This is a genomic window from Microbacterium sp., assembly GCF_047607465.1.
GTDB lineage: Bacteria > Actinomycetota > Actinomycetes > Actinomycetales > Microbacteriaceae > Microbacterium.
Genome location: NZ_JASGCY010000081.1, coordinates 1 through 25,478 on the forward strand (window position 1 = coordinate 1; position 25,478 = coordinate 25,478).

Genomic DNA, 25,478 nt, shown 5'->3' on the forward strand with positions numbered 1-25,478 from the left:
CCGCCGATGAGCGCGGCAGCGGCGGAGGGGGTTCGGGGCACCCGACAAGCCTGATCGCGCCCGGTGAATCCCGCCAGGGAGCATGTCCCCGTGTACTTGTACACTCGCGATGTGACCAAGAGAACGGATGCCGCGGCTGAGCGACTGGTGAAGTCGCGCTCTCGGTCGGAGGGTACGTTCGCCCGGGTACGTGCGTCCAAACCGGTGGTCGCATCGTGATCGCCGAAGACGAGCGGATCGTCAAATCCCGCCATCGGGTGAAGACCTACGGAGAGGTGTTCACCCCGCGCCGGATGGTCGAGCAGATGCTCGATCTCGTCCGCACCGAGCTCGAGACGGGGCCGCACTTCGTCGACAAGACCTTTTTCGAACCCGCCGCCGGCGACGGAAACTTCCTCGTCGCCATCCTCCTCCGCAAGCTCAAGGCCATCGAGAAGCGGTATCAGGCGTCGAGATGGCCGAGCGAGTCGCTGTTCGCCCTCGCATCCATCTACGCCGTCGAATTCCTGCACGACAACCATGAGGCGGCGAAAGGGAACGTCCTCGATGTGTTCCTCGCGTTCCATCGCAGCCACGGGGTCTCCTGCGGGGCGCGGACCAACCTTCGTCGAGCGGCCGAGCATCTCGTGAGCACCAACATCCTGCACGGCAACACCCTCACGGGCCTCGACCCCGAGGGGCGGGCGCTGGAGTTCTCGTGGTGGATCCGCTCGTCCGACGAGTCCACGACGGTGCGGCGTACTCCCTTCACGCTCGCGTCGCTGCGCGGCGGCGGCTTCGACTTCACCGTCTACGAGTCGTATGCGCCGTGCCGTATAGATCACGTCCACAAAGAGGTGAGGGCCGATGGGTAACCCGGAGATCAGCACGTACCGCGAGATCACCCCGATCATCTATTCGTGGGTCACCGATGACATCCCGCACTACTCGGGCTGGGAGAAGATCGGTTACACCGAGCAGGAGAGCGCCGAGAAGCGCATCTCGCAGCAGGCGTCGCAGCTGTCGATCTCGCAGAGGAAGCTGTGGTCGAGGCGGGCGCTGTTCACCTCGGAGCAGGGCGGAGCGTTCAGCGATCGTGACTTCCATGCGTACCTCAAGCAGCAGGGCGTCGAACGCGAGCTCTCGCCGAAGCGCACCGAGTGGCATCGGTTCGACAACACTCCCAAGACGTCTCTCGACTATTTCAACGCCTTCGCCGGCCAGGACTTCAGCGACTTCTTCGCGAGAGGCGATGACGACTACAGCCTTCGGCCGGAGCAGCACGCGGCCGTCGATCTCGCGCTGAAGGCGTTCGCGTCCGGTCACCGGGAGGTGCTCTGGAACGCCAAGCCCCGATTCGGCAAGACACTCACGACATACGACCTTCTGCGCCGGCTCGACGTGCGCAAGGCGCTCATCGTGACGAACCGCCCGGCGATCGCGAACTCGTGGTTCGACGATTTCGAGCGGTTCATCGGGCATCAGACCGCATTCGTGTTCGTCTCGGAGTCCGCTTCGCTCGATCAGCGCCCGACCATGACCCGCGCGCAGTGGGTCGCACACGTGCAGAAGGCCGACGACCCTCGTCTCATCGAGTTCGTCTCCCTGCAGGATCTCAAGGGTTCGAAGTACTTCGGCGGCTCCATCGACAAGCTCAAGCACATCTCCGAGTTCGACTGGGACCTTCTGGTCATCGATGAGGCCCATGAGGGGATCGACACGACGAAGACTGATGTCGCATTCGATCAGATCCGCCGAGAGCGCACCCTGCACCTGTCGGGAACCCCGTTCAAGGCCCTCGCTTCGGGTCGGTTTGCCGACGACCAGATCTTCAACTGGAGCTACGCCGACGAGCAGGAGGCGCGCGCGAACTACGCCGACAACGGCGAGGACAACCCCTACGCGTCTCTGCCGAGGCTCAACATGCTGACCTATCAGGTCTCCCGCATGATCACCGATCAGCTCGCTCACGGGGTGGCCGTCGACGAGGATGCCGCGAACATCGACTACACGTTCGACCTCAGCGAGTTCTTCAGCACCAAGGAGAACGGCTTCTTCGTCTACGAGGCGGATGTCATCCGCTTCCTCGACACGCTCGTGTCGAACGAGAAGTATCCGTTCTCGACGCCCACGTTGCGCGACGAGATCCGCCACTCGTTCTGGCTGCTCAACCGGGTGGCCTCGGCGAAAGCGCTCGAACGCCTGCTCAAGGTGCATCCGGTGTTCAAGGACTACACCGTGATCCTGGCCGCAGGCGACGGCCGCACCGAAGACGACACTGATTCGGCAGCCGCAGGCAGGGCGCTCGATAAGGTGCGCACGGCGATCTCCGAGGCCGAGAAGGTCGGCGGCAAGACCATCACGCTGTCGGTGGGTCAGCTCACCACCGGTGTCACGGTTCCGGAGTGGACAGCGGTCATCATGCTGTCGAACCTGGCGTCGCCGCAGTTGTACATGCAGGCTGCGTTCCGCGCGCAGAACCCGTGCACGTTCGAACGCGCCGGTGTCGTCCTGCAGAAGAAGAATGCGTACATCTTCGATTTCGCGCCGGAGCGCACGCTCACGATTTTCGACCAGTTCGCGAACAACCTGCATCCGCATGCGTCCGGCGACCCGGAGACGCGCAAGGAGAACATTCGCACGCTGCTGAACTTCTTCCCCGTCATCGGAGAGGACTCCGAGGGGCGGATGGTGGAGCTGGATGCTGCGCAGGTGCTCACCTTCCCGCAGGTGTTCAAGGCGCGCGAGGTCGTGCGTCGGGGGTTCCTCTCGAACCTGCTGTTCGCGAACGTGGGTGGCATCTTCCGCTACTCCGAGCATGTGAAGGAGATCCTCGACAAGCTTCCGACCGCGAACCAGGGCAAGCTTAAGCAGGGGCAGCCGATCGATTTCCCGGTGCCACCGCCAGCCGTCGACGGCGACGGTCGCGTGCAGGTCGATTTCGACACGGTCATCAACCCGAAGATCGCAGAGCTCGGCGCGCCCGTGTGGCGTATCGAAGACATTCCGGTCGTCGAGCCCGATGCGCCGGCCCACATCGCAGCGAAGAAGGTTGCGAAGGCGGTGACCGATCAGCTGCAGCCCAAGCGCGAGGAGCTGAAAGAGGCCTATGGCCTTACGGCCGCGCAGACAACCGCCGATGAGAAACGCACAGAGCAGATTGTCTCGACTCGCATCGAACGCGCCTATGTTGAACACACGATCGCCCGGCATCACCTCGAAGATGAGCGTAAGAACGCGCCGACTGAAGCCGAGGCGGCGGTGATCGAGGTGAAGCAGGCCGAGCTCGACGCCGCGTTGCAGCAGAGCATCGTCGCGATCGTCAAGGAGGCGATGGAAGAGGTCGTTCCTGACGTCGTGCAGCGCGAAGAGAGAAAGCGCGAGCAGAAGCGGGCCGACGAGACCATGGACGACGCGCGCTCGCACCTTCGCGGCTTCGCCCGCACGATCCCGATGTTCCTGATGGCGTACGGCGACGAGGGCACGAGGCTGTCGAACTTCGATGACTACACACCAGACGATGTCTTCGAGGAGGTCACCGGGATCACTGAGGAGGAGTTCAGGATGCTGCGCGACGGCCAGGAGGTGATGGAAGAGGACGGCACGGTCGTGACGATCCCTGGGCTCTTCGACGAAGCGGTCTTCGACCAGTCGATCCAGGAGTTCCTGGCGAAGAAGGCGGCGCTCGCCGACTATTTCGATCCGTCGCAGACGGAGGACATCTTCGCCTACATCCCGCAGCAGAAGACCTCGCTGGTCTTCACCCCGCAGTCGGTCGTGAAGCGGATGGTCGACATTCTCGAGGATGAGAACCCCGGTATCTTCGCCGATCCGGCGAAGACCTTCGCCGACCCGTTCTCCACCGCAGGTCTCTTCGTCATGGAATTCGTCCGCCGCCTCGACGCGGGACTCGCAGAGCGGATGCCTGATCGAGACGAGCGTCTGCGGCACATCCTGACCAGGCAGGTGTTCGAGATGAGCCACAACGCGATCCTGCATGAAATCACGCTCGAAGCGATTTCTGGAGGGGTGGCCGAACGCAGGGCGTGGATGGCCGATTCCGGTCATTTCCGGGTGGCGGACATCTCCCGGATGAGTGCTGAGGAGCTGCACGAGATGATCGATGACATGCTGGCAGAGAGGCACTGATCATGGTCAAGAAGTTCGATGTCGTCATCGGGAATCCGCCGTACCAGGAGGAGGCGAGCGGTTCCGGAACACGCGACACACCGGTCTATCACCTATTCATGGACGCGGCGTACGAGATCGGCGAAAAGGCGGTGCTGATCACGCCGGCGCGCTTTCTCTTCAACGCGGGGTTCACGCCGAAGGCCTGGAACGAGAAGATGCTCGCCGATCCGCATCTGACGGTTCCGTACTACGTGCCGAACAGCGGGGACCTATTTCCGGGGACGGATATCAAGGGCGGTATCGCGGTGACATATCGCGATGCGAGTGCGGCGGGCGACGCGATCGGCACGTTCACCAAGTATCCGCAGCTCAATGAGATCTTGCACAAGGTGGTAGCGGTCGGCCAGGCAAGTATCGCTACGACGATCACCAGTTCGCGGACGTATCGATTCACAGATGCGCTCTACGCGGACCATCCGGAAGCTCTCGCGATGCGGCCGGACGGCAACGCGGCCCTCGTCAACACGAACACCTTCGAGCAGTTCTCCTTTCTGTATCTCGATACGCGACCCGCGGATGATCTCGATTATGCGGAGGTCCTGGGCCTCATCCGGAACAAGCGCCACTACCGCTGGATCAGAAGCGAATACATCAGCGGCCCGAAGAGTTTCGAGTCGTACAAGGTGGTGGTGCCGGCGGCGAACGGCTCGGGTCATCTCGGGGAGACGCTGTCATCGCCCGTCATCGCGGGCCCTGGCGTCGCGGTAACCCAAACGTTCATCACGATCGGGAGCTTCGCTACGGAAGCCGACGCCGAAGCCTGCCTGAAGTACGTGAAGACGAAGTTCGCCCGCGCGCTGCTCGGTGTGCTGAAGATCACGCAGCACAATCCGGCGAAGACGTGGAAGTATGTCCCTCTCCAGGACTTCAGCGCAGCATCCGATATCGACTGGTCCAAGCCCGTCGCTGAGATCGATCAGCAGCTCTACGCGAAGTACGGCCTCGCGGCCTCCGAGATCGCCTTCATCGAGTCGCACGTCAAGCCGATGACCTGATCCCCACTTGCCGATCCCGACCTACACTCGGGTTGGGCGGCGGTGTTCACTCTGAGGGGCGAGAGCGTGCGGATCATCTCGGTGCGGCGGGCGAGAGAAGAGGAGGTGGCACTCTATGAGGGCTGAAGAGTTCGACGAGAAGTTCGACAGCGGCGAAAGCGTGCTGGCAGATCTTGATCTGACCACCGCGCGTCGACCTGCTCAAGATCTGGATAGCAGAACGCCTTGAATCCCGCGGCTCCACGGCCGCTTAGCAAGGTTCTATATGGCTCAAATCTCCGAATGTCGGAGGCCCCTGCCATCATGAAGTATGGCACTTTTCACCGATGTCGCATCTCTCATCCCCACGCTGGGTGAGCGGCTCGGCGAGCACGCATCGCTGGGCGAGGCGACGCGACTGATGGCCGAGATGGCGGATGCCGACGTCGTCGCCATCCTGCGCGAATCTGCCGAGGTATCGCGATTCGCCGACCAGGTGCGCGTCGTCGCCGCCGGCCTCGTCGCCGAGCGGTCGACGCGTGCTGCCGGACAGTCCGGGTGCGCCCAATCACGGGGGCACCGAACGCCCGCGGGTCTCGTGCAGGAGCTGAGCGGATCGACCAGGAGCGAGGCGGCGCGCGACGTGCGCGTCGGCCAGTCGCTGCTGGACGGGGAGCGAGGGGGCCGTGAGGGGCCCGGAATCGAGGGAGCGGATGCAAGTGCTCGCCGTGACGCGGACGATGGAGTCGGTGGGGCCGGTGACGATCGCGAGGTCATCGGCGGTTCGGATGCTGGCGCGAGTCAGGGGCTGGATACGGTGACGCATGGCGAAGGCGGGTCTTCGTGTCCGCTCGACTGGCGTCAACCCCTGCGCGACGGCCTGCGCCATGGTGTGCTGGCCTCGGCGCAGTTCGACGCGATCGCGCGCGGGTTGGGCGATCCGCCCGAGCCCCCGAGCGGCGCGGACGGCTCGGACGGCTCGGGCGGCGCTGGCGACGCGGGCGACGCGGATGAGGGCGAGGTCGCCGCGATCCGACGGGCGATTGCCGAGGCGTGGTTCCTCGCGGCCGAGCAGCTCGTCGGCGAAGCGGGTCAGCGCACCGTCGAGGAGCTGGGATCCGCCGCGCGGACGATCCGCGACCTGCTCGATCCCGAGGGCGCCGAGGCGCGGTTCCTCGCCAGGCACGAGAAGCGCATGTTCCGCCGCTGGCGCGACGCCGACGGCGTGATGCGCGGCAGCATCGCCTTCGACGACGAGGGTGCGGCCTTCATCGACATGGTGTTCGAGGCGGCGCTTCGTCCGCGGCGCGGCGGTCCCCGATTCGTCGACTCTGAAGAGGCCGAACGGGCGAAGGCGCTCATCGACGATGCCCGTACGAACGACCAGCTCGCCTACGACCTGCTGCTCGATCTGGTGCGCGGGGGAGTGCTCGCCGACGCCGAGGACGTGCTCGGGGCGCGACAGGCGGGAGTGCGCCTGGTGCAGGTGCGAGATGCCACAGGCGCTGGCGCATCGGTCGTGCATACCGAGGACGGAGTGTTCAGCTTCCCCGCAGCATCGGCCGGTCAGCGCATCTGCGAGAGCGGAGTCGTCGAGGTCACGGTCGACTCGTTCGGCAACCCGCTCGATGTCGGGCGCGAGAAGCGCCTGTTCACCCCGCGGCAGCGCATCGGGCTGGCGATTCGAGACGGCGGATGCCGGTGGCGAGGGTGCGATCGACCGGCTTCCACCTGCGAAGCGCATCACATCGACGAGTGGCATGCGGATGCTGGTCGCACAGACATTGACCGAGGAATACTGCTGTGCCGGTTCCACCACATGCAACTGCATCACGGCGGCTGGCGCATCACCCGCGAGGGCCTCGGCGACTTCGTGCTCCGACATCGCGACGGCGAGAAGTTCGTGCTGCCGCGGCGGGCTGCGCTGACCTACGCCTGGGCCGGAATCGACCCTCCGCCCAAGCGCTTCCGCCCGGCCGCGTGACAGGCGTGAGTGAGCGGGGCAGTTACGATGGCGTTCAGCGAGCGATAGTGCCTTCGGCCGCCGTGCGAAATGGTCGATCGCCCGTGCGAACGACGTCGAGACCGTTGAACTCGTTCGGTGCGGAGACCATGCTCTTGGCACCCGTGGTGTCCTCCGGTGCAACGTCATCGGAGTTCCTCGATCAGCCTCTGATGCTGAGGAAGCATCGAACTGTGAAGTGTGCTGGAGCGTCATTGTAGAACCGGTGTCCGGTATGCCGCCCTGTGTCGCAGAACCTGGCGTGTTGCAGCGACAACCGCGATGAGGGCGTGGAGTACGCTCATCGCGGCGCCGTAGCCGGTGCTCTGCGTCGCCCAGACAGAGGCGGCGAGCGAGAGCGACGTCGTCAGCATGCCTGCGGACCACGTGGCTCGACCCAGCGCACAGCACACCGTGATGACAGAAGCTACATAGGCAACTGCTGCGAGAAACGCTTCCAAACTGGAGGCAGGGAACGAAAGCGACCCCAGCATCGGCATGGCGGAGACAGCGGCGATTAGTCCGCATGCGATCGGATGACGAGGACGCCGTAGGTATCGACGAATCGAACGGTCCGTGGTGTGACGTTGGCGACGCGACCAGGTGGAATTCTTCAACAGAGTTCCGATGACGTAGGCGGCTAGAGCGCAGAGCCCCGCGGCGTGCGGCAGAGTGGGCCAACCTGCCGACACGATGAGTGCGATGGCGAGCGTGCCGGACGCGCGGGCGACTCTCGCGGTTCGCGACGAGAGCGTCGCTTCGGCGGATAGCATCCGTGATGGCGCATCGGCGTTGTCATGAGGCATCACTCCCCGGTGGTCGACTGCCCCGACCGCGGCACCCGTGAGGTGTCTCTCGATTTCCGTCAGCACCTCGCTGCGATTGGAGAAATAGCGACTGTGATCCGTCAGCGAGCTGGATTGCGTGATGCGGCGAACTCGTGCTGATCCACCGAACGAGGCCAGCGGGAATGACACAGGATCGAAGGTTGCGCACAGGTCGACACCGGAGACATCAATCTGGCACTCCTTGACGACGCGCCCGGCTGACGTCCTGATCGCCCGGGCGTACAGCCAGACGATAGGAATCGCCAAAACGGGTGTGACAAGCAGCCACCCGAGATCCGGCGTGAAAGCGAGTACGTGAGCGGCGGCGCTGATACTCAGGTGCATCGACTCCGTTGCGTGGGCGATGGAGACCTTCGGGGAGATGGCCGCCGTCCACACGGCGGTACCCCAGTGCACAGCCTCCAACAGCATGAAGGCGGCAAGACGTAGGGCCTCAAGAGCGAACTGAAAGAGAGCGAAGCCAGCGACAGCGACGTAGGAGAGGATCGCGATCACGATTCCGACGACAGCGCGAGCAGAAACTGCCCTGCCCGTTCGGACCGCGGCAAGTACGGCAAGGCCGCTCCCCACCGTGATGAGCGTCGTGGTGCGCTTCGGTCTTCGGCGAACGACTTCTGCTGCGATCGCGCCACCTTGAGAATGTCCGATAAGGACTACATGGTCGACGCGAGGTCGATTGACCTGGATCGAGACACGCTGCAACACGGCTTCGCGGGAGGTATCGTTCGTCGTCCAGCCCAGGGCATCTGACACGAGTCGCAGAGCCGGCGGGCACGTGACGACAAGGGCAAGGGCGGGTAACGATACCGCGATGCTGCCGAGCCCCAGTGCCAGGATCCACAGCATCGCCCTCAGTACGCGCCAGACACCGAGCATCAGCGAGCGGACCGTGCTCACGGGATGCCTGAAGCCTTCACGAATTCCGGGAAAGCCGGAGCGGGAGAAGACGTCCAATACTGCCTGTCCGTTGACCAGGAGATGCACACAGCACAGCACGAAGAGGGTCTTCGCCAACCATCGCACTGCATCGCGCCGCCGCGGTGTCTCGATGAGATCGAACCAGCTGACGGGGTCGAGGATCGCCTCCGCTCTCGAGGAGTGGGTGACGTGCTGATGTCCGCGGGAGTACCCATCGCAGTTCTCGGGGCACTCGTTGACATGCCATTGCGATGAGGCGTCCAGATGAGCAGCGATTCGAGCGACCGAACGCGTCGCGAACTTCGAATGATCGGTCGTCCCGATGCCATGGAGCACAGGGACATAGACCTTGCGAGACGATCGCTGACGGTGTGATGACATGTCTTGGTTCTACCGGCGGCCACCGACGTTTTGTCTATGCCCACGGCGAACACGGGCATGCTGCATCCCCTCGATCGTTACTCTCGATGTAACAGCGCTTCGACCCTCTGCATCTCGGCACCGGGAACACGAGGAACGAACCAAGGAGTCAACAATGTTCGAGAGATTCACGGACCGAGCCCGTCGAGTGGTCGTCCTCGCCCAGGAAGAGGCGAAGATGCTCAACCACAACTACATCGGCACCGAGCACATCCTGCTCGGCCTCATCCACGAGGGCGAGGGCGTCGCCGCCAAGGCGCTCGAGAGTCTCGGCATCTCCCTCGACGCCGTCCGCGAGCAGGTGCAGGACATCATCGGCCAGGGTCAGCAGCAGCCGACCGGCCACATCCCCTTCACGCCGCGCGCCAAGAAGGTGCTCGAGCTCAGCCTCCGCGAAGCCCTCCAGCTCGGCCACAACTACATCGGCACCGAGCACATCCTGCTCGGCCTCATCCGCGAGGGCGAGGGCGTCGCCGCCCAGGTGCTCGTCAAGCTCGGCGCCGACCTCAACAAGGTGCGCCAGCAGGTCATCCAACTGCTCTCCGGCGCTCCTGGTCGCGAGCCCGCCGCCGTCGGCGCCCAGGCCAACGAGACCCAGGCCAGCGCCCAGGGCGGCTCCGCCGTGCTCGACCAGTTCGGCCGCAACCTCACCCAGGCCGCCCGCGACAACAAGCTCGACCCGGTCATCGGACGCGAGAAGGAGGCGGAGCGGGTCATGCAGATCCTCTCCCGCCGCTCCAAGAACAACCCCGTCCTCATCGGCGAGCCCGGCGTCGGCAAGACGGCCGTCGTCGAGGGCCTCGCCCAGGCCATCGTCAAGGGCGACGTGCCCGAGACGCTGAAGGACAAGCAGCTCTACTCGCTCGACCTCGGCTCGCTCATCGCCGGCTCCCGCTACCGCGGAGACTTCGAGGAGCGCCTGAAGAAGGTCACCAAGGAGATCCGCACCCGCGGCGACATCATCGTCTTCATCGACGAGATCCACACCCTCGTGGGCGCCGGCGCCGCCGAGGGCGCGATCGATGCCGCCAGCATCCTCAAGCCGCTCCTCGCCCGGGGCGAGCTGCAGACCATCGGTGCGACCACGCTCGACGAGTACCGCAAGCACTTCGAGAAGGATGCTGCGCTCGAGCGCCGCTTCCAGCCGGTGCAGGTCAACGAGCCCACGCTGCCGCACGCGATCAACATCCTGAAGGGTCTGCGCGACCGCTACGAGGCGCACCACAAGGTGCAGATCACCGACGGCGCTCTCGTGGCCGCGGCGAACCTCGCCGACCGCTACGTCTCCGACCGGTTCCTTCCCGACAAGGCGATCGACCTGATCGACGAGGCCGGCGCCCGCCTGCGCCTGAGCATCCTCTCGTCCCCGCCCGCGCTGCGGGAGTTCGACGACAAGATCGCGAAGGTCCGCGAGCAGAAGGAGCAGGCCTCCGAGGAACAGGACTTCGAGAAGGCCGCAGCCCTGCGCGACGAGGAGAAGAGCCTGCTCGCCGAGCGGCTGCGCCTGGAGAAGCAGTGGCGCTCGGGCGACGTGTCCAGCCCCGCCGTCGTCGACGAAGGGCTGATCGCCGAAGTCCTCGCCCAGGCCACAGGCATCCCCGTCTTCAAGCTCACAGAGGAGGAATCGAGCCGCCTCGTCTTCATGGAGAAGGCCCTGCACCAGCGCGTCATCGGCCAGGAGGAGGCGATCGCCGCGCTCTCCAAGACGATCCGCCGTCAGCGCGCCGGTCTCAAGGATCCGAAGCGCCCGAGCGGTTCGTTCATCTTCGCCGGCCCCACAGGCGTCGGCAAGACCGAGCTCGCCAAGGCGCTCGCCGAGTTCCTCTTCGACGACGAGGCAGCCCTCATCTCGCTCGACATGAGCGAGTTCGGCGAGAAGCACACCGTCTCGCGTCTGTTCGGAGCCCCTCCCGGCTTCGTCGGATTCGAGGAGGGCGGCCAGCTCACCGAGAAGGTGCGCCGCAAGCCCTTCAGCGTGGTGCTCTTCGATGAGATCGAGAAGGCCCACCCCGACATCTTCAACTCGCTCCTGCAGATCCTCGAGGAGGGCCGTCTCACCGACGGTCAGGGTCGGATCGTGGACTTCAAGAACACGGTCATCATCATGACCACCAACCTCGGTGCGCGCGACATCGCAGGCGGCCCTGTCGGCTTCCAGGTCGAGGGCAGCAATGCCACGACGTACGAGCGGATGAAGGGCAAGGTCAACGAGGAGCTCAAGCGGCACTTCAAGCCCGAGTTCCTCAACCGCGTCGACGACATCATCGTGTTCCCGCAGCTGAACAAGGAAGAGCTGATCCAGATCGTCGATCTGTTCACCAAGCGCCTCGGCGACCGGCTGCTCGACCGCGACATGACGATCGAGCTGTCGACCGCCGCCAAGGAGCGCCTCATCGAGATCGGTTTTGACCCCTCGCTCGGCGCCCGGCCGCTGCGCCGCGCGATGCAGCACGAGATCGAGGACCGCCTGTCGGAGAAGATCCTGCACGGCGAGCTCAACCCCGGCGACCACGTGAAGGTCGACGCCGAGAGCGGCGGGTTCCTCTTCGAGCACGGTCCGCGCGGCGAGAAAGTCTCGGTCGGCATCAACACCGCCGGCGAGATCGCGGCCACCCCCGACCTGGCGGTCGCCAGCGGGGACTGACCGCAGGCGAGAGGCGAGGAAGGAAGGGGCGGATGCTGACAGCATCCGCCCCTTCCTCATCGTCGGTCGCCGTTCCGGGCCCTGCGTTCCTGCTGCGCGAGCGCGACGAGACGGCCGAGCGCCTCGGGCCAGCGCGGCGACAGTCGGCCCCCGTCGAACCAGTCGCTGGCCTGCGGCGGGAACGCGGCGCCGGGCAGAGACGCGGTGATGACGTCGGTGAGCAGAGCCATGAGCTTGTCGCTGATCTCCGGAACGAGCCCGTCGACCACCATCGCCGAGTACTTCCCGCGGACGAAGCGCTCGTAGTACTGGACCACCTCCGGGTACTCTCCGAAACGATTGCCCGCGACGCGCAGCAGCGGGCCGGCGGGATCGTTCGTGAGGTGCAGATACAGGCCTGTCGCCCGATTGCGGGAGACGGCGACGACGCCGGGCACGTAGTCGCGCACGGCGGGGAACAGCGTGTACTTCGCCTCGTACGCGTTCGGGTCACCGGAGATCGCGGCCATCGTCGTGCTGATCAGCGTCGCGATCGTGCGCTCGGTCGTGTCGCTGGGCCGGATGAGAGCCTCGGCTGCGGCGAACTCGGCCTCCACCTCCGCCGGCCATGGCTCGTCCTGCTTCTTCACCTTGCCGCTCTCGTCCCGGCTCCAGCGCTGCGCGTGGAGGGAGTAGCGGATCTCGTCGAGACGATAGTGCGGTTTCCCGACGGTCGGCAGGTGCGGGCGCACGCCGAACGTCCGCATCGCCGCCGCATGCAGCGGGAGGGCTCCCTGCTGCGGTCTCGTGTCCTCGAACCTCACGGTGGGCAGGCCCGACGTGTCGACCGGGACGGGCAGGCGCCAGCCGAGGGGCGCGTCCCGATCATCAGGATCTCCGACCAGCGGGAAGAACCACGTTCCCGGCGGAACAAGCGCTTCGCGATTCCGCTTCACGCCGGCCTCTCCGGGCGACTTCGCCGTCGTGACGAAGTCCATCGTGAACACGACCGAACCGCTGGTGTTGGAGACCATCACGCCGAGCTGCCCGTCGTCGACCGGACGCGTGGTCCCGCCGTCGAACTCCGCATAGGTCTCGGCCATCCAGGCGACGACCTGCTCCGCGCGCGAAGCGGCCCGCTCCGCGTCCCGGGCGGCAGAGCGGCTCTCGTCTTCGCGCGCCTTCTCGTCCAGGCGCGCCTCCCGCGCGCGGTCCTCGCGACGCGGTTGGACGATCGCCGCGAGGATGATGGTGGCCATCAGCGCCGCGAAGCTGAGGATCGGGCCGACGGTGCCTCCGAAGGAGTCTCCGACGGTGGCGCTGCGCGCAGACGACGTGTCGCCGCCGATCGCTGCGAGCACGGCGGTCGACATCCACGTGACCAGGCCGAGGAGTAGCGCGCCCAGCGCGGTGATCATGAGGGGGAGCCAGCGCTTGCGCAGCCAGTTCCTCGTCCTCCGCAGCCAGATCCTGCTCTTCGCTCTCCAGGTCTTCACCCCGCCCATGCTGGCGAATCCGTGCGCTCAGGACAAATCCCGATGGGGCGTGCCACCGCTTCCGGGAGGCCCTGGGTTCTAGGCTTGTCTGCGTGAGCGACTACATCGTCCGTCCGGCGCGCAGCGCCGACGTCGTCGGCATCCGCAACCTCCTGCAGCCGATGGTCGAGCGACGGATCCTGCTCGGCAAGGATCTCGCCGTGCTGTACGGCGCGGTGCAGGAGTTCGTCGTCGCCGAGGCGGACGGCGAGCTCATCGGATGCGGCGCCCTCCACGTCTTCTGGGAGGACCTCGGCGAGGTGCGCACCCTCATGGTCAGCGACGAATGGCTGCATCGCGGCGTGGGCGGCGCCATCGTCGACCGCCTGGAGGAGAACGCGAAGATGCTCGGCCTGTCGCGCCTGTTCTGCCTCACCTTCGAGACCGAGTTCTTCGGACGCCGCGGATTCGCCCCGATCGGCGAGCAGGTCGTCGACCCCGACGTCTACTCGCAGCTGCTGCGCAGCGGTGACGCCGGCGTCGAGGAGTTCCTCGACCTCGCACACGTCAAGCCGAACACGCTCGGCAACACGCGGATGCTGAAACACCTCGGTTAGCCTGGATCAATGCCCCGTAGGTCTGCTGCCGTCTATCGCCGCCGGCGCATCGTCTTCTTCGGCGCGCTGGTCCTCGTGCTCGCCGCCGTGGGCATCGGCGTCTGGTTGCTGATCGCACGGCCCTGGGTCGGCGCAGGCGCCCCCACGCCGGCATCGGCAGCCTCCGACGCGCCGACCTCGCAGACCCCGGCGTCGGATGCGACCGGCGCCGGCGAGGGGGCGGATGCCGCGACCGAGGAGCCCGATGCCGCCCCGACCGACGAGGAGACGCCGGGGATCGCCGCCTGCGTCGCCGCCGACGTCAAGGTCGAAGCGGTCACGGACGCCGACTCCTACGAGCCCGGAGCGCTGCCGCAGATGTCGATCAGGCTCACCAACGTGGGCACGAGCGACTGCACGATCGACGTCGGATCGAGCACGCAGGTCTTCACGGTCTCCAGCGGCGACGATGTCTGGTGGCGTTCGACGGACTGCCAGCAGAACCCGAGCAGCATGATCGCGACGCTGGCGGCGGGGGCGACGGTGGAGAGCAAGACGCCGGTGCCTTGGGATCGCACCCGCTCGAGCGTCGACACCTGCGATTCCGAGAACCGTCAACGGGCGCCGGGCGGAGGCGCGTCGTATCACGTGGACGTGCAGATCGGCGGGTTCCCGGCGGTCGGGGCGAAGCAGATCCTGCTCTACTGAGGGGCAGTGGGGCCGCGATAGCCTTCGAATCGCGCTGTTCTCGGGCCAGGCGGGTGCGGAACGAGTAGGGATCTGCCCGCTTGTGAGATAAATCCTGCGATTTCAGATGTTTTTTCCCAAAACGCTGTTGTGCGCCTGTTCTTTGGGATACCATAGGGACAGCGCTCCGGAATCTGCGGCAAAAAAGCCATCCCCAGTGGCGTCGAGTACAGCGTCCCCAGCGCTTCGACATCGCCGCACGAGAGTGTATGGGCCCCTTCGGAGTACCCCAGTCCCCAATGGGGATTTCGAAGGGGCCCCTTCTCGTCTCCGGCCACAGGGCCGGAGACGAGAAGGCCTCATCCTGCGGATGCCGCCGCGGCGCGTTCGCCCGGGCGCCGTGAACGATCGGCGCGCCTAGACTGGAGACGTGGCAGCGAAGAAGGCGAAGTCGGGCACGCCGAAGCCGGCATCTGAGGACTTCCGATCGGATGCTCTCGCGAACGCCCTCGAGAAGCAGGACATCGCCGCAGTCGCCCTCGCACTTCGTCACGGCACCACGGTCGTCCCGTTGATCAAACCCGGTGCGCGCGACAACCCCCTCGACAGCGGCGAGGTGTGGACGTATCGCGATCCGAACACCGGTGACCTCGCGCTGCTGCTGTTCAGCGACGCGAAGAACAAGCCGGCGAACCTGCCGCCGGGGGTGGGCATCTACACCGCCGACTGGCTGCGCCGGTTCCTCGCCGCGCATCCGATCACGACGGTGTTCATCGACATCGCCGGCCCTCACCCCATGCAGGCCTCTCCCGCCGAACTGCTCAAGGCGCTCGGGAACTGACCCTCGAGATGCCGGGTTCCTGAGCCGGTCGAAGGTCCCCCCTCTTGGACGGGGTTCGCCCGGTCGCCCCGCGAGCGCAGCGAGATGAAGCGGGTCCTCGCGTACCGTTTGCAGGATCCGGATGCCGGTTTCTCGGCGCGTCGGGCTGATTTCGCCCGACGGATCGTAATCCGCCCGACAAACGGTACGCCGCACGCACCCGGCAGGCCGTCAGATGCCGGGCAGACCGCACGCACCGGGCCGCACGCGCCACGTAGGCCGCACGCCCCGGGCCCGCCCGGCGCGCGTCAGAACGGCGGGATGTCGTCTTCGGCGCGTCGCTGGACGCTGCGGGATCGCACGTCGCCGAGCGCCGCGCGCAACGTCTTCGAACGGTCGTCGATCACCTGCTCGTATCCGAGCCGTTTCGCCTCCGACCGCCGCTGCGCCGCCTGCGTCACCGGGCGCACCTCGCCGGCGAGACTGAGCTCGCCGACCGCGGCGATCGTCCGCGGCACCGCGGTGTTGCCCAGGGACCCCGCGACGGCGATCGCGATCGCGAGATCGGCGGCGGGCTCGGTGAAGCGCACCCCGCCGACGGTCGACACGTACACGTCCTGATCGCTCACCTTGATGCCGGCGCGGCGCTCGAGCACGGCCAGCACCATCGCCACGCGCGATCCGTCGAGCCCGTTCACCACGCGACGCGGGTTCGGCGCCGTCGTGCGGATCGTCAGCGCCTGCACCTCGACGGGCATCGCGCGCCGCCCTTCGAGCGCGATGGCCACGCAGGTGCCGGGTTCGGTCGCCCCCTGCGAGAGGAACAGACCAGAGGGGTCAGGCACCTCGGCGATGCCGTCGCCCTTCATCTCGAAGCATCCGACCTCGTCGGTCGGGCCGAAGCGGTTCTTCAACGCGCGCAGGAAACGCAGCGAGGTCTGCCGGTCGCCCTCGAAGTGGCAGACGACGTCGACGAGGTGCTCGAGCACCCGGGGTCCTGCCACCTGGCCGTCCTTCGTGACATGCCCGACGACGACGATCGGCAGATCGCGCTCCTTGGCCACCCGGATCAGCGTCGAGGCCACCTCGCGCACCTGGCTCGGCTGTCCGGCCGCCCCGTCGATGAGAGACGATGCCACCGTCTGCACGGAGTCGACGATGACGAGCTGCGGTTTCACCTCGTCGATATGGCCGAGGATCGTGGCGAGATCGGTCTCGCTGGCCAGGTACAGCTCCTCGTGCAGCGCCCCGGTGCGCTCGGCACGCAGCCGCACCTGACCGGGCGACTCCTCCGCGCTCGCGTACAGCACCCGCCGTCCGGCGCGCGCCGCGCGCGCCGCCACCTCGAGCAGCAGCGTCGACTTGCCGACGCCGGGTTCGCCGCTGAGCAGGATCGCGGCGCCGGGGACGATGCCGCCGCCGAGCACCCGATCGAACTCTCCCACCCCGCTGGTGCGTCGAGGCGCGTCGGCGGTCGTGATCTGCGTGATCGGCCGGGCGGCCCGGTCGGATGCCGGAGCCACCGCCGTCACGCGCTGCAGGAGGCCGGTCCCGGCGCCCTGCTCCTGCACGGTGCCCCACTGCTGGCACTCGCCGCACCGGCCAACCCATTTCGCCGTCGTCCACCCGCACTCCGTGCACAGGAAGGCCGGAGGAGCGGGTCTGCGAGAAGCCATGGATCAAGGCTAGCCGCGGCATCCGACACCGGCATCCGCAGGCCCCGATGCCGCCCCGCTATCGGCGGCATCGGACATCCCTATCGCGGAGGCGATTATTCACGGCCGCACCCCCTGCGGTCTGTCCCAGCCCCCGAACATAATGGAGACATGGCCACCGCCGGGCCCGTCTGCGGGCCGATCTCGAGCTACTCCCGGGTGCAGATCCTGCACCTGGTCCAGACGCGAGCCGATCGGACGATCAGCGAACTGTGCGAGGCGACGGGCCTGCACGCCAACACGGTCCGCGAGCACCTGCAGCGCCTCATCGACGGCGGCTACGTGATCGCCCAGGTCGAGCACCGCACGACGCGCGGCCGCCCGCGCACCCTCTACAGCGCGGCCACCGGCACGCCGGGAGCCTCCAGCCCGGTCGCGCGCGACAAGGCGAAGGCGGCGGCCCTCCGCGGCGACATCCTGCGCAGGGTCGTGCCGGCAGCGGCATCCGATCTGGGCACCGCCGCCGACAACCAGCTCGACGCCCTCATCGAGCACCTGGAGGAGAGCGGATTCGAGCCCGTCGTCGACGACGAACGGCTCACCGTCGAGCTCACGCCGTGCCCGCACGCCGCAGCGCAGCCGCAGCACCGCCCGGTGCTGTGCCAGGTGCACCTGAGCCTCATGCAGGGCGTCCTCGCGGAGGCGGGCGGCCCGCTGACCGCCGAGTGCGTGAGGGGGCATCAGGCCGAGTGCACCGTGCAACTCGCAGACAGCAGGGGAGGCGTCCATGGAATGGCTTGACCCGCTCGTCCTCAGCCGATGGCAGTTCGGGCTGACGACCGTCTACCACTACCTGTTCGTGCCGCTGACGATCGGCATGGTGACGGTGGCGGCGATCTTCCAGACCGTCTGGGTGCGCACCGGCAAGCTCGAGTACCTGCACCTGACCCGCTTCTTCGGCAAGATCTTCCTCATCAACTTCGCGATGGGCGTCGTCACCGGCATCGTGCAGGAGTTCCAGTTCGGCATGAACTGGTCGGACTACTCGCGCTTCGTCGGCGACGTCTTCGGCGCTCCGCTCGCCTTCGAGGGCCTGTTCGCCTTCTTCTTCGAGGCGACCTTCATCGGCCTGTGGATCTTCGGCTGGGACAAGCTGCCGCCGAAGCTGCACCTCGCGACGATCTGGTGCACGGCCATCGGCACCATCCTGTCGGCGTACTTCATCATCGCCGCGAACGCGTTCATGCAGAACCCGGTCGGCTACGTCTACAACCCCGAGACGAACCGCGCCGAGCTCACAGACTTCGTAGCTCTCCTGACGAACCCGGTCGCGCTGGCCGCCTTCCCGCACACGATCTTCGGCGCCCTCATGTTCGCCGCGGGCGTCGTCATCTCGGTCTCCGCGTGGCACCTCGCGCGCAAGCAGCACGAGACGACGATGCGGAAGTCGCTGAAGTTCGGCCTCTGGGGCATGCTCGCCTCGACCGCCGGCGTGCTGCTGTCCGGCGATCAGCTCGGACTCGCGATGTACGCCGCCCAGCCGATGAAGATGGCCGCCGCCGAGGCGACCTTCAACACCGGATGCGGCGCCGACGCCTCGTTCAGCATCTTCACGCTCGGCACCCCCGACGGCAGCAGCGAGCTGTTCTCGATCCGCATCCCGTATCTGCTCTCCCTCCTGTCGACCCACTCGTTCACCGAGTGCGTGCACGGCATCAACGACCTCAACGCCGAGTACGCGCAGACCTACGCGAGCACCGGGATCGCCGACTTCACCCCGATCCTCTGGATCACGTACTGGGCGTTCCGCTGGATGATCGGGCTCGGCCTGCTCGCCGCGCTCGTCGCCGTGGTCGGACTCTGGCTCACCCGCAAGAACGCCACGCGGGAGCCGGCGCCGTGGATGTGGAAGTTCGCGATCTGGTCGTTCCCGCTGGCGCTGGGCGCGAACATCGTAGGCTGGGTGTTCACCGAGATGGGGCGCCAGCCCTGGCTCGTGTTCGGGTTGATGTCCACGCGAGACGGCGTCTCACCGGGGGTGAGCGGGGTCGAGGTGCTCATATCCCTCATCGCGTTCACCGCCATCTACGCCGCCCTCGCCGTCGTCGAGATCCGCCTCATCGTGAAGGCCGCGCAGAAGGGGCCGGACGCGTCGGAGGAACCGGATGCCGAGACCTCGCAGCTGACGTCGGTCGTGTACTGAGAGAGGGGAGAAGAGCATGGAATACCTCTGGTTCTGGATCGTCGCCTTCTTCTTCGTCGGCTACTTCGTGCTCGACGGGTTCGACTTCGGCGTCGGCATGACGCTGCCGTTCCTCGGCCGCGACGATGTCTCCCGGCGCCAGGCGATCAACGCGATCGGCCCGGTGTGGGACCTCAACGAGACCTGGGTGATCGTCGCGGGCGCGTGCCTGTTCGCCTCGTTCCCCGAGTGGTACGCGAGCCTCTTCAGCGGCTTCTACCTGCCGCTGCTGCTCATCCTGCTCGCGCTGATCCTGCGCGGCGTCTCGTTCGAGTACCGGCATCAGCGCGACTCCGATCGCTGGCGCGCGGGCTTCGACCGCATGATCGTGATCGGATCGGCCGTGCCGGCCCTGCTGTGGGGCGTCGCCTTCGGCAACATCGTGCAGGGCGTCGCCCTGAACGAGGACCACGTGTACGTCGGTGGACTGTTCTCGCTGCTGAACCCCTACGCGCTGCTGGTCGGGGTGACGACCCTGCTGATCTTCTTCCTGCACGGAGCGCTGTTCGTGTCGCTGAAGACGGACGGCGAGGTGCGCGAGGGCGCCCGACGCCTGGTGCGCGTCGCGGCGATCCCCACGATCCTCGTCGCCGCGGCGACGGTGGTCTGGACGATCGCGATGGCCGCAGGGCGCGACGCGCCGCTGCTGTGGCTGGTGATCGCGTGCGGTGCGGTCGCGGCGGTGTTCCTCATCGGCGCTGTGGCGTTCTCGCTGCGCGGCCTCGACGGCTGGAGCTTCGCGATGGGCGCGGTGATGGTCGCCGCGGCCGTGGTCATGCTCTTCGCCGCGCTCTTCCCGTACGTGATGCCGTCGACGATCGATCCGGCTCACAGCCTCACGATCGAGAACGCAGCGAGCACCCCGTACACGCTGACGATCATGAGTTGGACGGCGCTCGTCGCGATCCCCCTCGTGCTGCTCTACCAGGGCTGGACGTACTGGGTGTTCCGCAAGCGCGTCACCCGGGTCCAGGTCGAGGCGGCGCCCGCCCACTGACGGATGCCCCTCGCTCCTCGCCGTCCCGGGCTGCCCGCTGCCTCCTCCCTCGCGTGCAGACCGGGGCCCGGGGTTCGGGTACCGTGAACCCCGTCGATGAAACCTCTTGATCCGCGCCTCCTGAAGTACGCGAGCGCCGCTCGCGGCTTCGTCGTCGCATCCGCTCTGATCGGCGTGGCGCAGACGGCGGTGACGATCGCCTTCGCGTGGATGCTGACGGATGCCGTCACCGGTGCGCTCGCCGGACGACCGGTGGACGGCGCGACCTTGTGGGTCGTCGCTCTCGCCCTCATGCGGGGCGTGCTGATCGCCGCCAGCGACTCCGCGGGGATGAGAGCGGCGGCGGCGACGGGTGCGCAGCTGCGCCAGGCGCTGATCGCCGCGGTCGGCCGTCTCGGCCCAGGGTGGCTCGCTCGGCGCAACCAGACCGCGCTCGCGGTGACCGCCGGTCATGGCCTCGACGCGCTCGACGCCTACTTCGCGCGGTACATCCCGCAGCTCGTGCTCACGGTGATCGCGACACCGGTGATCGTCGCGGCGATGTGGTGGCAAGACTGGCCGAGCGCACTCACCGCCGTGATCACGCTGCCGCTGATCCCGGTGTTCCTCGTGCTGATCGGCATCGCGACGCGCACCGTGCAGAAACGGCAGTGGGACACGCTCCAGCAGCTCGCCGCTCGGTTCGCCGACACCGTGCAGGGCCTGTCGACGCTGCGCCTGTTCGGGCGCGATCGCCGTGCGGCCGACCGCATCGGTCAGACCGCCGACGCGTACCGTCGCGAGACGATGAAGGTGCTGCGCTTCTCGTTCCTTTCGGGCTTCGCCATGGAACTGCTGGCCTCGATCGCCGTCGCCCTCATCGCCGTGGCCGTGGGGTTCCGCCTGCTCTCGGGCGATCTCTCGCTCGAGGTCGGCCTGTTCGTGCTCCTGCTCGCCCCTGAGGCGTTCCTGCCGATCCGCCAGGTCGGCGTGCAGTTCCACGCCGCCGCCGAAGGGGCCGCCGCCACCGAGGACGTGTTCGCGGTGCTCGATGAGGCAGGGGGCGTGCCGGATGCTGCGCCGCAGACCCCGCAGACGCCGGCCCTGCACGGCGGCAGCGGGTGCCTGCGGGTCGAGGAGCTGCAGGTGCGCGACCTTCCGCCCGTCTCCTTCACCGCAGAACCGGGAACCATCACGCTCATCGAGGGGCCGAGCGGGGCGGGCAAGTCGAGTCTGCTCGCAGCGCTGCGGGGGGCGGCGGATTTCACAGGAGCCGCCGCGTTCGACGGCGTCGACGTGCATGTGCTCGGCCCCGCCGACTGGCTCGCCTGGGCCGATCAGCGTCCGCAGCTGTCGCGCGGCACGATCGCGCAGAACGTCGCCCTCGGCGACGCGGAGCCTGACGCCGACGGCATCCGCTCCGCCCTCGCCGCCGCGTGCGCCGATCTCGACCCCGCGACCGATCTCGGAGTGCAGGGGTCAGGGCTCTCCGGCGGGCAGGCGCAGCGGGTCGCGGTGGCGCGGGCGCTGTACCGGCACGCGCGCGATCCGCGTCGGGTGCTCGCGCTCGACGAGCCGTCCAGCGCACTCGACGCCGGCACCGAGGAACGGCTGTGGGCGTCGTTGCGCGCGCGAGCGGATGCCGGTGCCACCGTGCTCCTCGTCTCGCATCGCCGCTCCGCGCGCGCGATCGCCGACCGCATCGTCTCGGTGGGGGTGGAGGCATGACCCTGCGCCGCTCGATCCTGCGCTCGGCCCAGCCGCCGCTCGCGCGCTTCCTCCCCGGCCTTCTCTGGGGGGCGCTCTCCGCCGGCGCCGCCGTGAGCCTGCTCGCGGTGAGCGGGTGGCTGATCGTCAGCGCGTCGGTCGTCGACTCGCTGGTACCGCTGTCGGTCGCGGTGGTCGGCGTGCGCTTCTTCGCGGTGTCGCGGGCCGTGACCCGGTACCTCGAACGCCTGAGCGGACACGATGCGGCGTTGCGGCAGCTGGCCTCGACGCGCTCGGACATGGTGCGCCGGCTCATCCCGCTGTCTCCGGCAGGACTCGGCGGCACCGACCGCGGACACGTGCTGAGCGCTCTCGTCGACGACGTCGAGAACCTGCAGAATCTTCCGCTGCGGGTTGTGCAGCCGCTCGCCGTCGTGGGTCTCGTCGCGCTCGGTGCGGTGGGGTTCGTGGCGTTCGTCTCGCCGCCCGCGGCGCTGACCCTGCTCGCCTGCCTGCTGCTCGCGGCCGGCGCATCGATCGGGCTGGGCTGGCTGCTCGGCTCGCGCGCCGAACGCGAGGTGTCGTCGCGGCGGGCCGATCTCTCGGCCGCGCTGGTCGACTACTTCGGTGCTCTCGACGTGCTGATCGCCTACGGCGCCGAGGCGCAGGCGCGGCAGCGCATCGACGACGGCGACCGTGCTCTGCGGGCGGCCGTGCGGAGGGCCTCCTTCGCGCAGGCCGTGTCGGCCGGAACGGTGTCGGCCGTCGCCGGTGTCGCTTCGGCCTGGGCGCTCGCCGCGGCCGCCCCAGGACTCGTCACCGGTGCGATCGACGGACCCTGGCTCGCTGTGGTCGTCCTGGTGCCGATGGTGGTGTTCGAGGTCTTCGGCGCCGTGCCGATCGCGGCGGCATCATGGCGCAGCGTGCGCGCGAGCGCGCAGCGCATCGAAGACGTGCTTCCGGCATCCATGCCCTCCCAGCTCCGCGACGACGACGGAGCGGATGCCGTCTTCGACGATGTTCCGGCGCTGCGGCTGCGCGGTGTCCGAGCGCAGTGGCCGGGAGGGACGACGGCGCTCGCCGACGTCGACCTCGATCTCGCGCCGGGGGAGCGAGTGCTCGTGGCTGGGCCGAGCGGGGCGGGCAAGAGCTCGCTGGCGGCGGTGCTCGTCGGGTTCCTGCGCTGCGAGGGCGAGTATTCCGTCGGCGGCATGGATGCTGCCGGGATCGCCGGCCCTGCGCTGCGCCGGACGATCGGCCTGTGCGAGCAGAGCCCGCAGCTGTTCGACGAGGACATCAGGCAGAATCTGCTCTTCGCCAGGGAGAGCGCGACTGATGAGGAGCTTGTCGAGGTCCTGGAACGGGTCGGGCTCGGCGCCTGGGTGCGCGAGCGGGGCGGCCTCGATGCGCGCGTCGGCGACCGTGGCGCGCTGGTCTCGGGCGGTCAGGCGCAGCGGATCGCCCTCGCGCGGGCTCTGCTGCGCGGCTTTCCGATCCTCGTGCTCGACGAGCCGACCGCGGGCGTCGACCCGGCGGCATCCGATCTGCTCCTGCGCGACCTGCTGGGTGCCGCCGGTACGCAGTCGGTGCTGCTGATCTCGCATGTCGCGCCGCCCGCCGGCACGGTCGACCGCACGGTGCGCCTGGAGGCCGGGCGCACGCTCTCGTGAGCGCGCCTTCCGCCACTAGCCTGGAGGCATGACTCAGCCGCAGGGAGCCCATCTGGTGGGCAGTGTGAACTACGACGACGCCGAGAAGACGATGCGCACGGCGGCCGCGACCCTCGGCGGGCGGCTGCGGCGCATCCCCGACGGGGAGGTCGGCAAGCGGTTCCACTGGATCATGTTCCAGCCCGACGTCATCGGGCAGGCCGAGGGCATCGAACGGGTGGGAGATCAGCCGATCCCGTTCCCGGCGGGCATCGACGCGCGGCCGCTGCGGATCGCGGAGGGGGTGGATGCCGCAGGCATCGAGCTTCCACCGCTCGGCTACGCGGATGCCGCCCTCGCGTCGTATGCGATCTTCACGCGTCTGCGCGGCGAGGGCGCGATCGCCGCGGGGACGCGGTTCCAGGTGTCGTTGCCGACGCCCGTCGGCGTGGTCTCGTCCTTCTTCGCAGGAGGCGACCGTGCGGCCATCGAGCCCGTGTACACCGCGGTGATGCTGCGGGAGCTCGACGCGATCCTCGCGGCGATCCCGCACGAGGATCTCGCGATCCAGTGGGACGTCGCCAGCGAGATGGGCATCATCGAGGCGGCGCCGGCGTTCGGACGCATCATGGACGTCTGGTGGGAGGGCGATCCGTTCCCCGGACTCGTCGAGCGTCTCGCCGCGCTCGTGGACGCCGTGCCGGCCGAGGTCGAGGCCGGCATCCACCTCTGCTACGGCGACGTCGCCGAGAAACACTTCTTCGAGCCGGTCGACAGCGCGAATCTCGTGCGCTTCGGGAATGCGGTGGTGGCGGCATCCGCCCGGGATCTGACGTGGCTGCACCTTCCGGTGCCGATCGAGCGCGACGACGAGGCCTACTACGCGCCGCTCGCCGGGCTCGAGTACGACGGCGAGCTCTATGTCGGCCTCGTGCACCGCGAAGACGGCGTCGAAGGAGCCGAACGGCGGATCGCCGTGGCGCAGAAGTTCGTGCCGCGCTTCGGTGTCGCGACCGAGTGCGGCATCGGGCGGGCGCCGGCCGGAACCACCGAGGGGATCTTGCAGACGCACGCCGCGGTCGCCGCCGCCTGGTGAGCATCTGGCGCTCGCTGCGCCGTCGCCTTCGATTCGCGTCGGAGCCGCGTCTCGCGTAAGATCGTCCGCGGTGACGTGTCCGAGCGGCCGAAGGTGCAACTCTCGAAAAGTTGTGTAGGGTAACCCCCTACCGTGGGTTCAAATCCCACCGTCACCGCCAGATCGAAGGCCCCGACTCCCCTAGAAAACACTGGGGAGGCGGGGCCTTCGTCATGCCGCCCCTGACCCGAAATCACACGAATCTCACACATCTGAAGTCGAACGAGTCGGTGCGGATAGGCGGATGGGGCATGCTCGTGCCCGCTGGGTATCGTCCCTGGGGCGCTGCGGCAGGGCGCGAGGAGGCGGTGTGCCAGTGGCTTAACAATGTCGACGAGGTGCCTGTCGGTCGAAGCCGAGGAATGGCACGAACTCGGCCCACGCGTTCTCCCACAACCGCACGATCGCGGGATACTTGCCGCCCCAGGCTTCAGCGAAGTCGAGGAAGCGTTCCTCGGGAATGCTGAGCTTTTGGTTGACTCGTTTCCTTATGCCGCCAGGTCGACGGTGGTCTTCATGATTGCTTCGAACTCGATGGGGGTCAACTTCCCGAGTCGGCGTTGACGGCGGCGGCGGTGATA

17 protein-coding genes, 1 tRNA gene and 1 pseudogene are annotated in these 25,478 nt (G+C 67.5%); 15 read left to right on the forward strand and 4 right to left on the reverse strand.

Annotated elements, in window-relative coordinates; genetic code table 11:
• Positions 1-215: 215 nt before the first annotated feature.
• From QM568_RS11605 to QM568_RS11620, 4 genes are all read left to right on the forward strand, one after another.
• The gene (locus tag QM568_RS11605) at positions 216-854 is read left to right on the forward strand and encodes a hypothetical protein (RefSeq protein ID WP_415138972.1); all 639 of its coding nucleotides are present in this window, start codon (positions 216-218) and stop codon (positions 852-854) included.
• Positions 847-4,128: a DEAD/DEAH box helicase gene (locus QM568_RS11610; RefSeq protein WP_415138974.1), complete on the forward strand. Its 3,282-nt coding sequence runs from the start codon at positions 847-849 to the stop codon at positions 4,126-4,128. The genes QM568_RS11605 and QM568_RS11610 overlap by 8 nt, the downstream gene beginning before the upstream one ends.
• 2 nt (positions 4,129-4,130) lie before the next feature.
• Entirely contained in the window at positions 4,131-5,165 is a 1,035-nt protein-coding gene (locus QM568_RS11615; protein WP_415138976.1) for an Eco57I restriction-modification methylase domain-containing protein, read from the forward strand.
• A gap of 310 nt (positions 5,166-5,475) precedes the next feature.
• The gene (locus QM568_RS11620) at positions 5,476-7,128 is read left to right on the forward strand and encodes a DUF222 domain-containing protein (protein WP_415138978.1); all 1,653 of its coding nucleotides are present in this window, start codon (positions 5,476-5,478) and stop codon (positions 7,126-7,128) included.
• 230 nt (positions 7,129-7,358) lie between these two features.
• Here the strand turns inward: QM568_RS11620 and QM568_RS11625 are convergent, their stop codons facing one another.
• A complete protein-coding gene (locus tag QM568_RS11625; RefSeq protein ID WP_415138980.1) occupies positions 7,359-9,293 on the reverse strand; it encodes an alpha/beta fold hydrolase in 1,935 nt (644 codons plus the stop codon).
• A gap of 154 nt (positions 9,294-9,447) precedes the next feature.
• Between QM568_RS11625 and QM568_RS11630 the strand changes: the two genes are divergently transcribed.
• Positions 9,448-11,976: an ATP-dependent Clp protease ATP-binding subunit gene (locus QM568_RS11630; protein ID WP_415138982.1), complete on the forward strand. Its 2,529-nt coding sequence runs from the start codon at positions 9,448-9,450 to the stop codon at positions 11,974-11,976.
• A gap of 56 nt (positions 11,977-12,032) precedes the next feature.
• Here QM568_RS11630 and QM568_RS11635 read toward each other — a convergent pair whose 3' ends face one another.
• The gene (locus tag QM568_RS11635) at positions 12,033-13,451 is read right to left on the reverse strand and encodes a hypothetical protein (protein WP_415138984.1); all 1,419 of its coding nucleotides are present in this window, start codon (positions 13,449-13,451) and stop codon (positions 12,033-12,035) included.
• A 92-nt stretch (positions 13,452-13,543) separates the two neighbouring features.
• On the opposite strand from QM568_RS11635, the gene QM568_RS11640 reads away from it, so the two are divergent.
• The 3 genes from QM568_RS11640 (at position 13,544) to QM568_RS11650 (ending at position 15,554) form a co-directional block, all read left to right on the forward strand.
• Positions 13,544-14,047: an amino-acid N-acetyltransferase gene (locus tag QM568_RS11640; protein ID WP_415138986.1), complete on the forward strand. Its 504-nt coding sequence runs from the start codon at positions 13,544-13,546 to the stop codon at positions 14,045-14,047.
• A 9-nt stretch (positions 14,048-14,056) separates the two neighbouring features.
• Positions 14,057-14,734 carry a hypothetical protein gene (locus QM568_RS11645; protein ID WP_415138988.1) on the forward strand — a complete coding sequence of 226 codons (678 nt, stop codon included), beginning with the start codon at positions 14,057-14,059 and terminating at the stop codon, positions 14,732-14,734.
• A 409-nt stretch (positions 14,735-15,143) separates the two neighbouring features.
• Positions 15,144-15,554, forward strand: a complete 411-nt coding sequence (locus QM568_RS11650; protein WP_415138990.1) for a dehydrogenase — start codon at positions 15,144-15,146, stop codon at positions 15,552-15,554.
• 287 nt (positions 15,555-15,841) lie between these two features.
• On the opposite strand, the gene radA is transcribed toward QM568_RS11650, so the two are convergent.
• A complete protein-coding gene (gene radA, locus QM568_RS11655) occupies positions 15,842-17,209 on the reverse strand; it encodes a DNA repair protein RadA (RefSeq protein WP_415138992.1) in 1,368 nt (455 codons plus the stop codon).
• 150 nt (positions 17,210-17,359) lie between these two features.
• Between radA and QM568_RS11660 the strand changes: the two genes are divergently transcribed.
• The 7 genes from QM568_RS11660 (at position 17,360) to QM568_RS11690 (ending at position 25,018) form a co-directional block, all read left to right on the forward strand.
• Positions 17,360-17,989 carry a helix-turn-helix transcriptional regulator gene (locus QM568_RS11660; RefSeq protein WP_415138994.1) on the forward strand — a complete coding sequence of 210 codons (630 nt, stop codon included), beginning with the start codon at positions 17,360-17,362 and terminating at the stop codon, positions 17,987-17,989.
• Positions 17,976-19,391, forward strand: coding sequence for a cytochrome ubiquinol oxidase subunit I (locus tag QM568_RS11665; RefSeq protein WP_415138996.1), 1,416 nt, complete (start codon positions 17,976-17,978; stop codon positions 19,389-19,391). Before QM568_RS11660 ends, QM568_RS11665 begins: the two co-directional genes overlap by 14 nt.
• Before the next feature lie 16 nt (positions 19,392-19,407).
• Positions 19,408-20,427 carry a cytochrome d ubiquinol oxidase subunit II gene (cydB, locus tag QM568_RS11670; RefSeq protein ID WP_415138998.1) on the forward strand — a complete coding sequence of 340 codons (1,020 nt, stop codon included), beginning with the start codon at positions 19,408-19,410 and terminating at the stop codon, positions 20,425-20,427.
• A 96-nt stretch (positions 20,428-20,523) separates the two neighbouring features.
• A complete protein-coding gene (gene cydD / locus QM568_RS11675; protein WP_415139000.1) occupies positions 20,524-22,134 on the forward strand; it encodes a thiol reductant ABC exporter subunit CydD in 1,611 nt (536 codons plus the stop codon).
• Positions 22,131-23,783: a thiol reductant ABC exporter subunit CydC gene (gene cydC / locus QM568_RS11680; RefSeq protein WP_415139002.1), complete on the forward strand. Its 1,653-nt coding sequence runs from the start codon at positions 22,131-22,133 to the stop codon at positions 23,781-23,783. The genes cydD and cydC overlap by 4 nt, the downstream gene beginning before the upstream one ends.
• 28 nt (positions 23,784-23,811) lie before the next feature.
• Positions 23,812-24,858, forward strand: a complete 1,047-nt coding sequence (locus tag QM568_RS11685) for a hypothetical protein (RefSeq protein WP_415139004.1) — start codon at positions 23,812-23,814, stop codon at positions 24,856-24,858.
• A 69-nt stretch (positions 24,859-24,927) separates the two neighbouring features.
• Positions 24,928-25,018 (forward strand) — tRNA-Ser (locus tag QM568_RS11690).
• Positions 25,019-25,221: 203 nt separating this feature from the next.
• Here the strand turns inward: QM568_RS11690 and QM568_RS11695 are convergent.
• Positions 25,222-25,353: pseudogene (locus QM568_RS11695) on the reverse strand (transposase); the annotation flags it as partial.
• Positions 25,354-25,478: the final 125 nt, after the last annotated feature.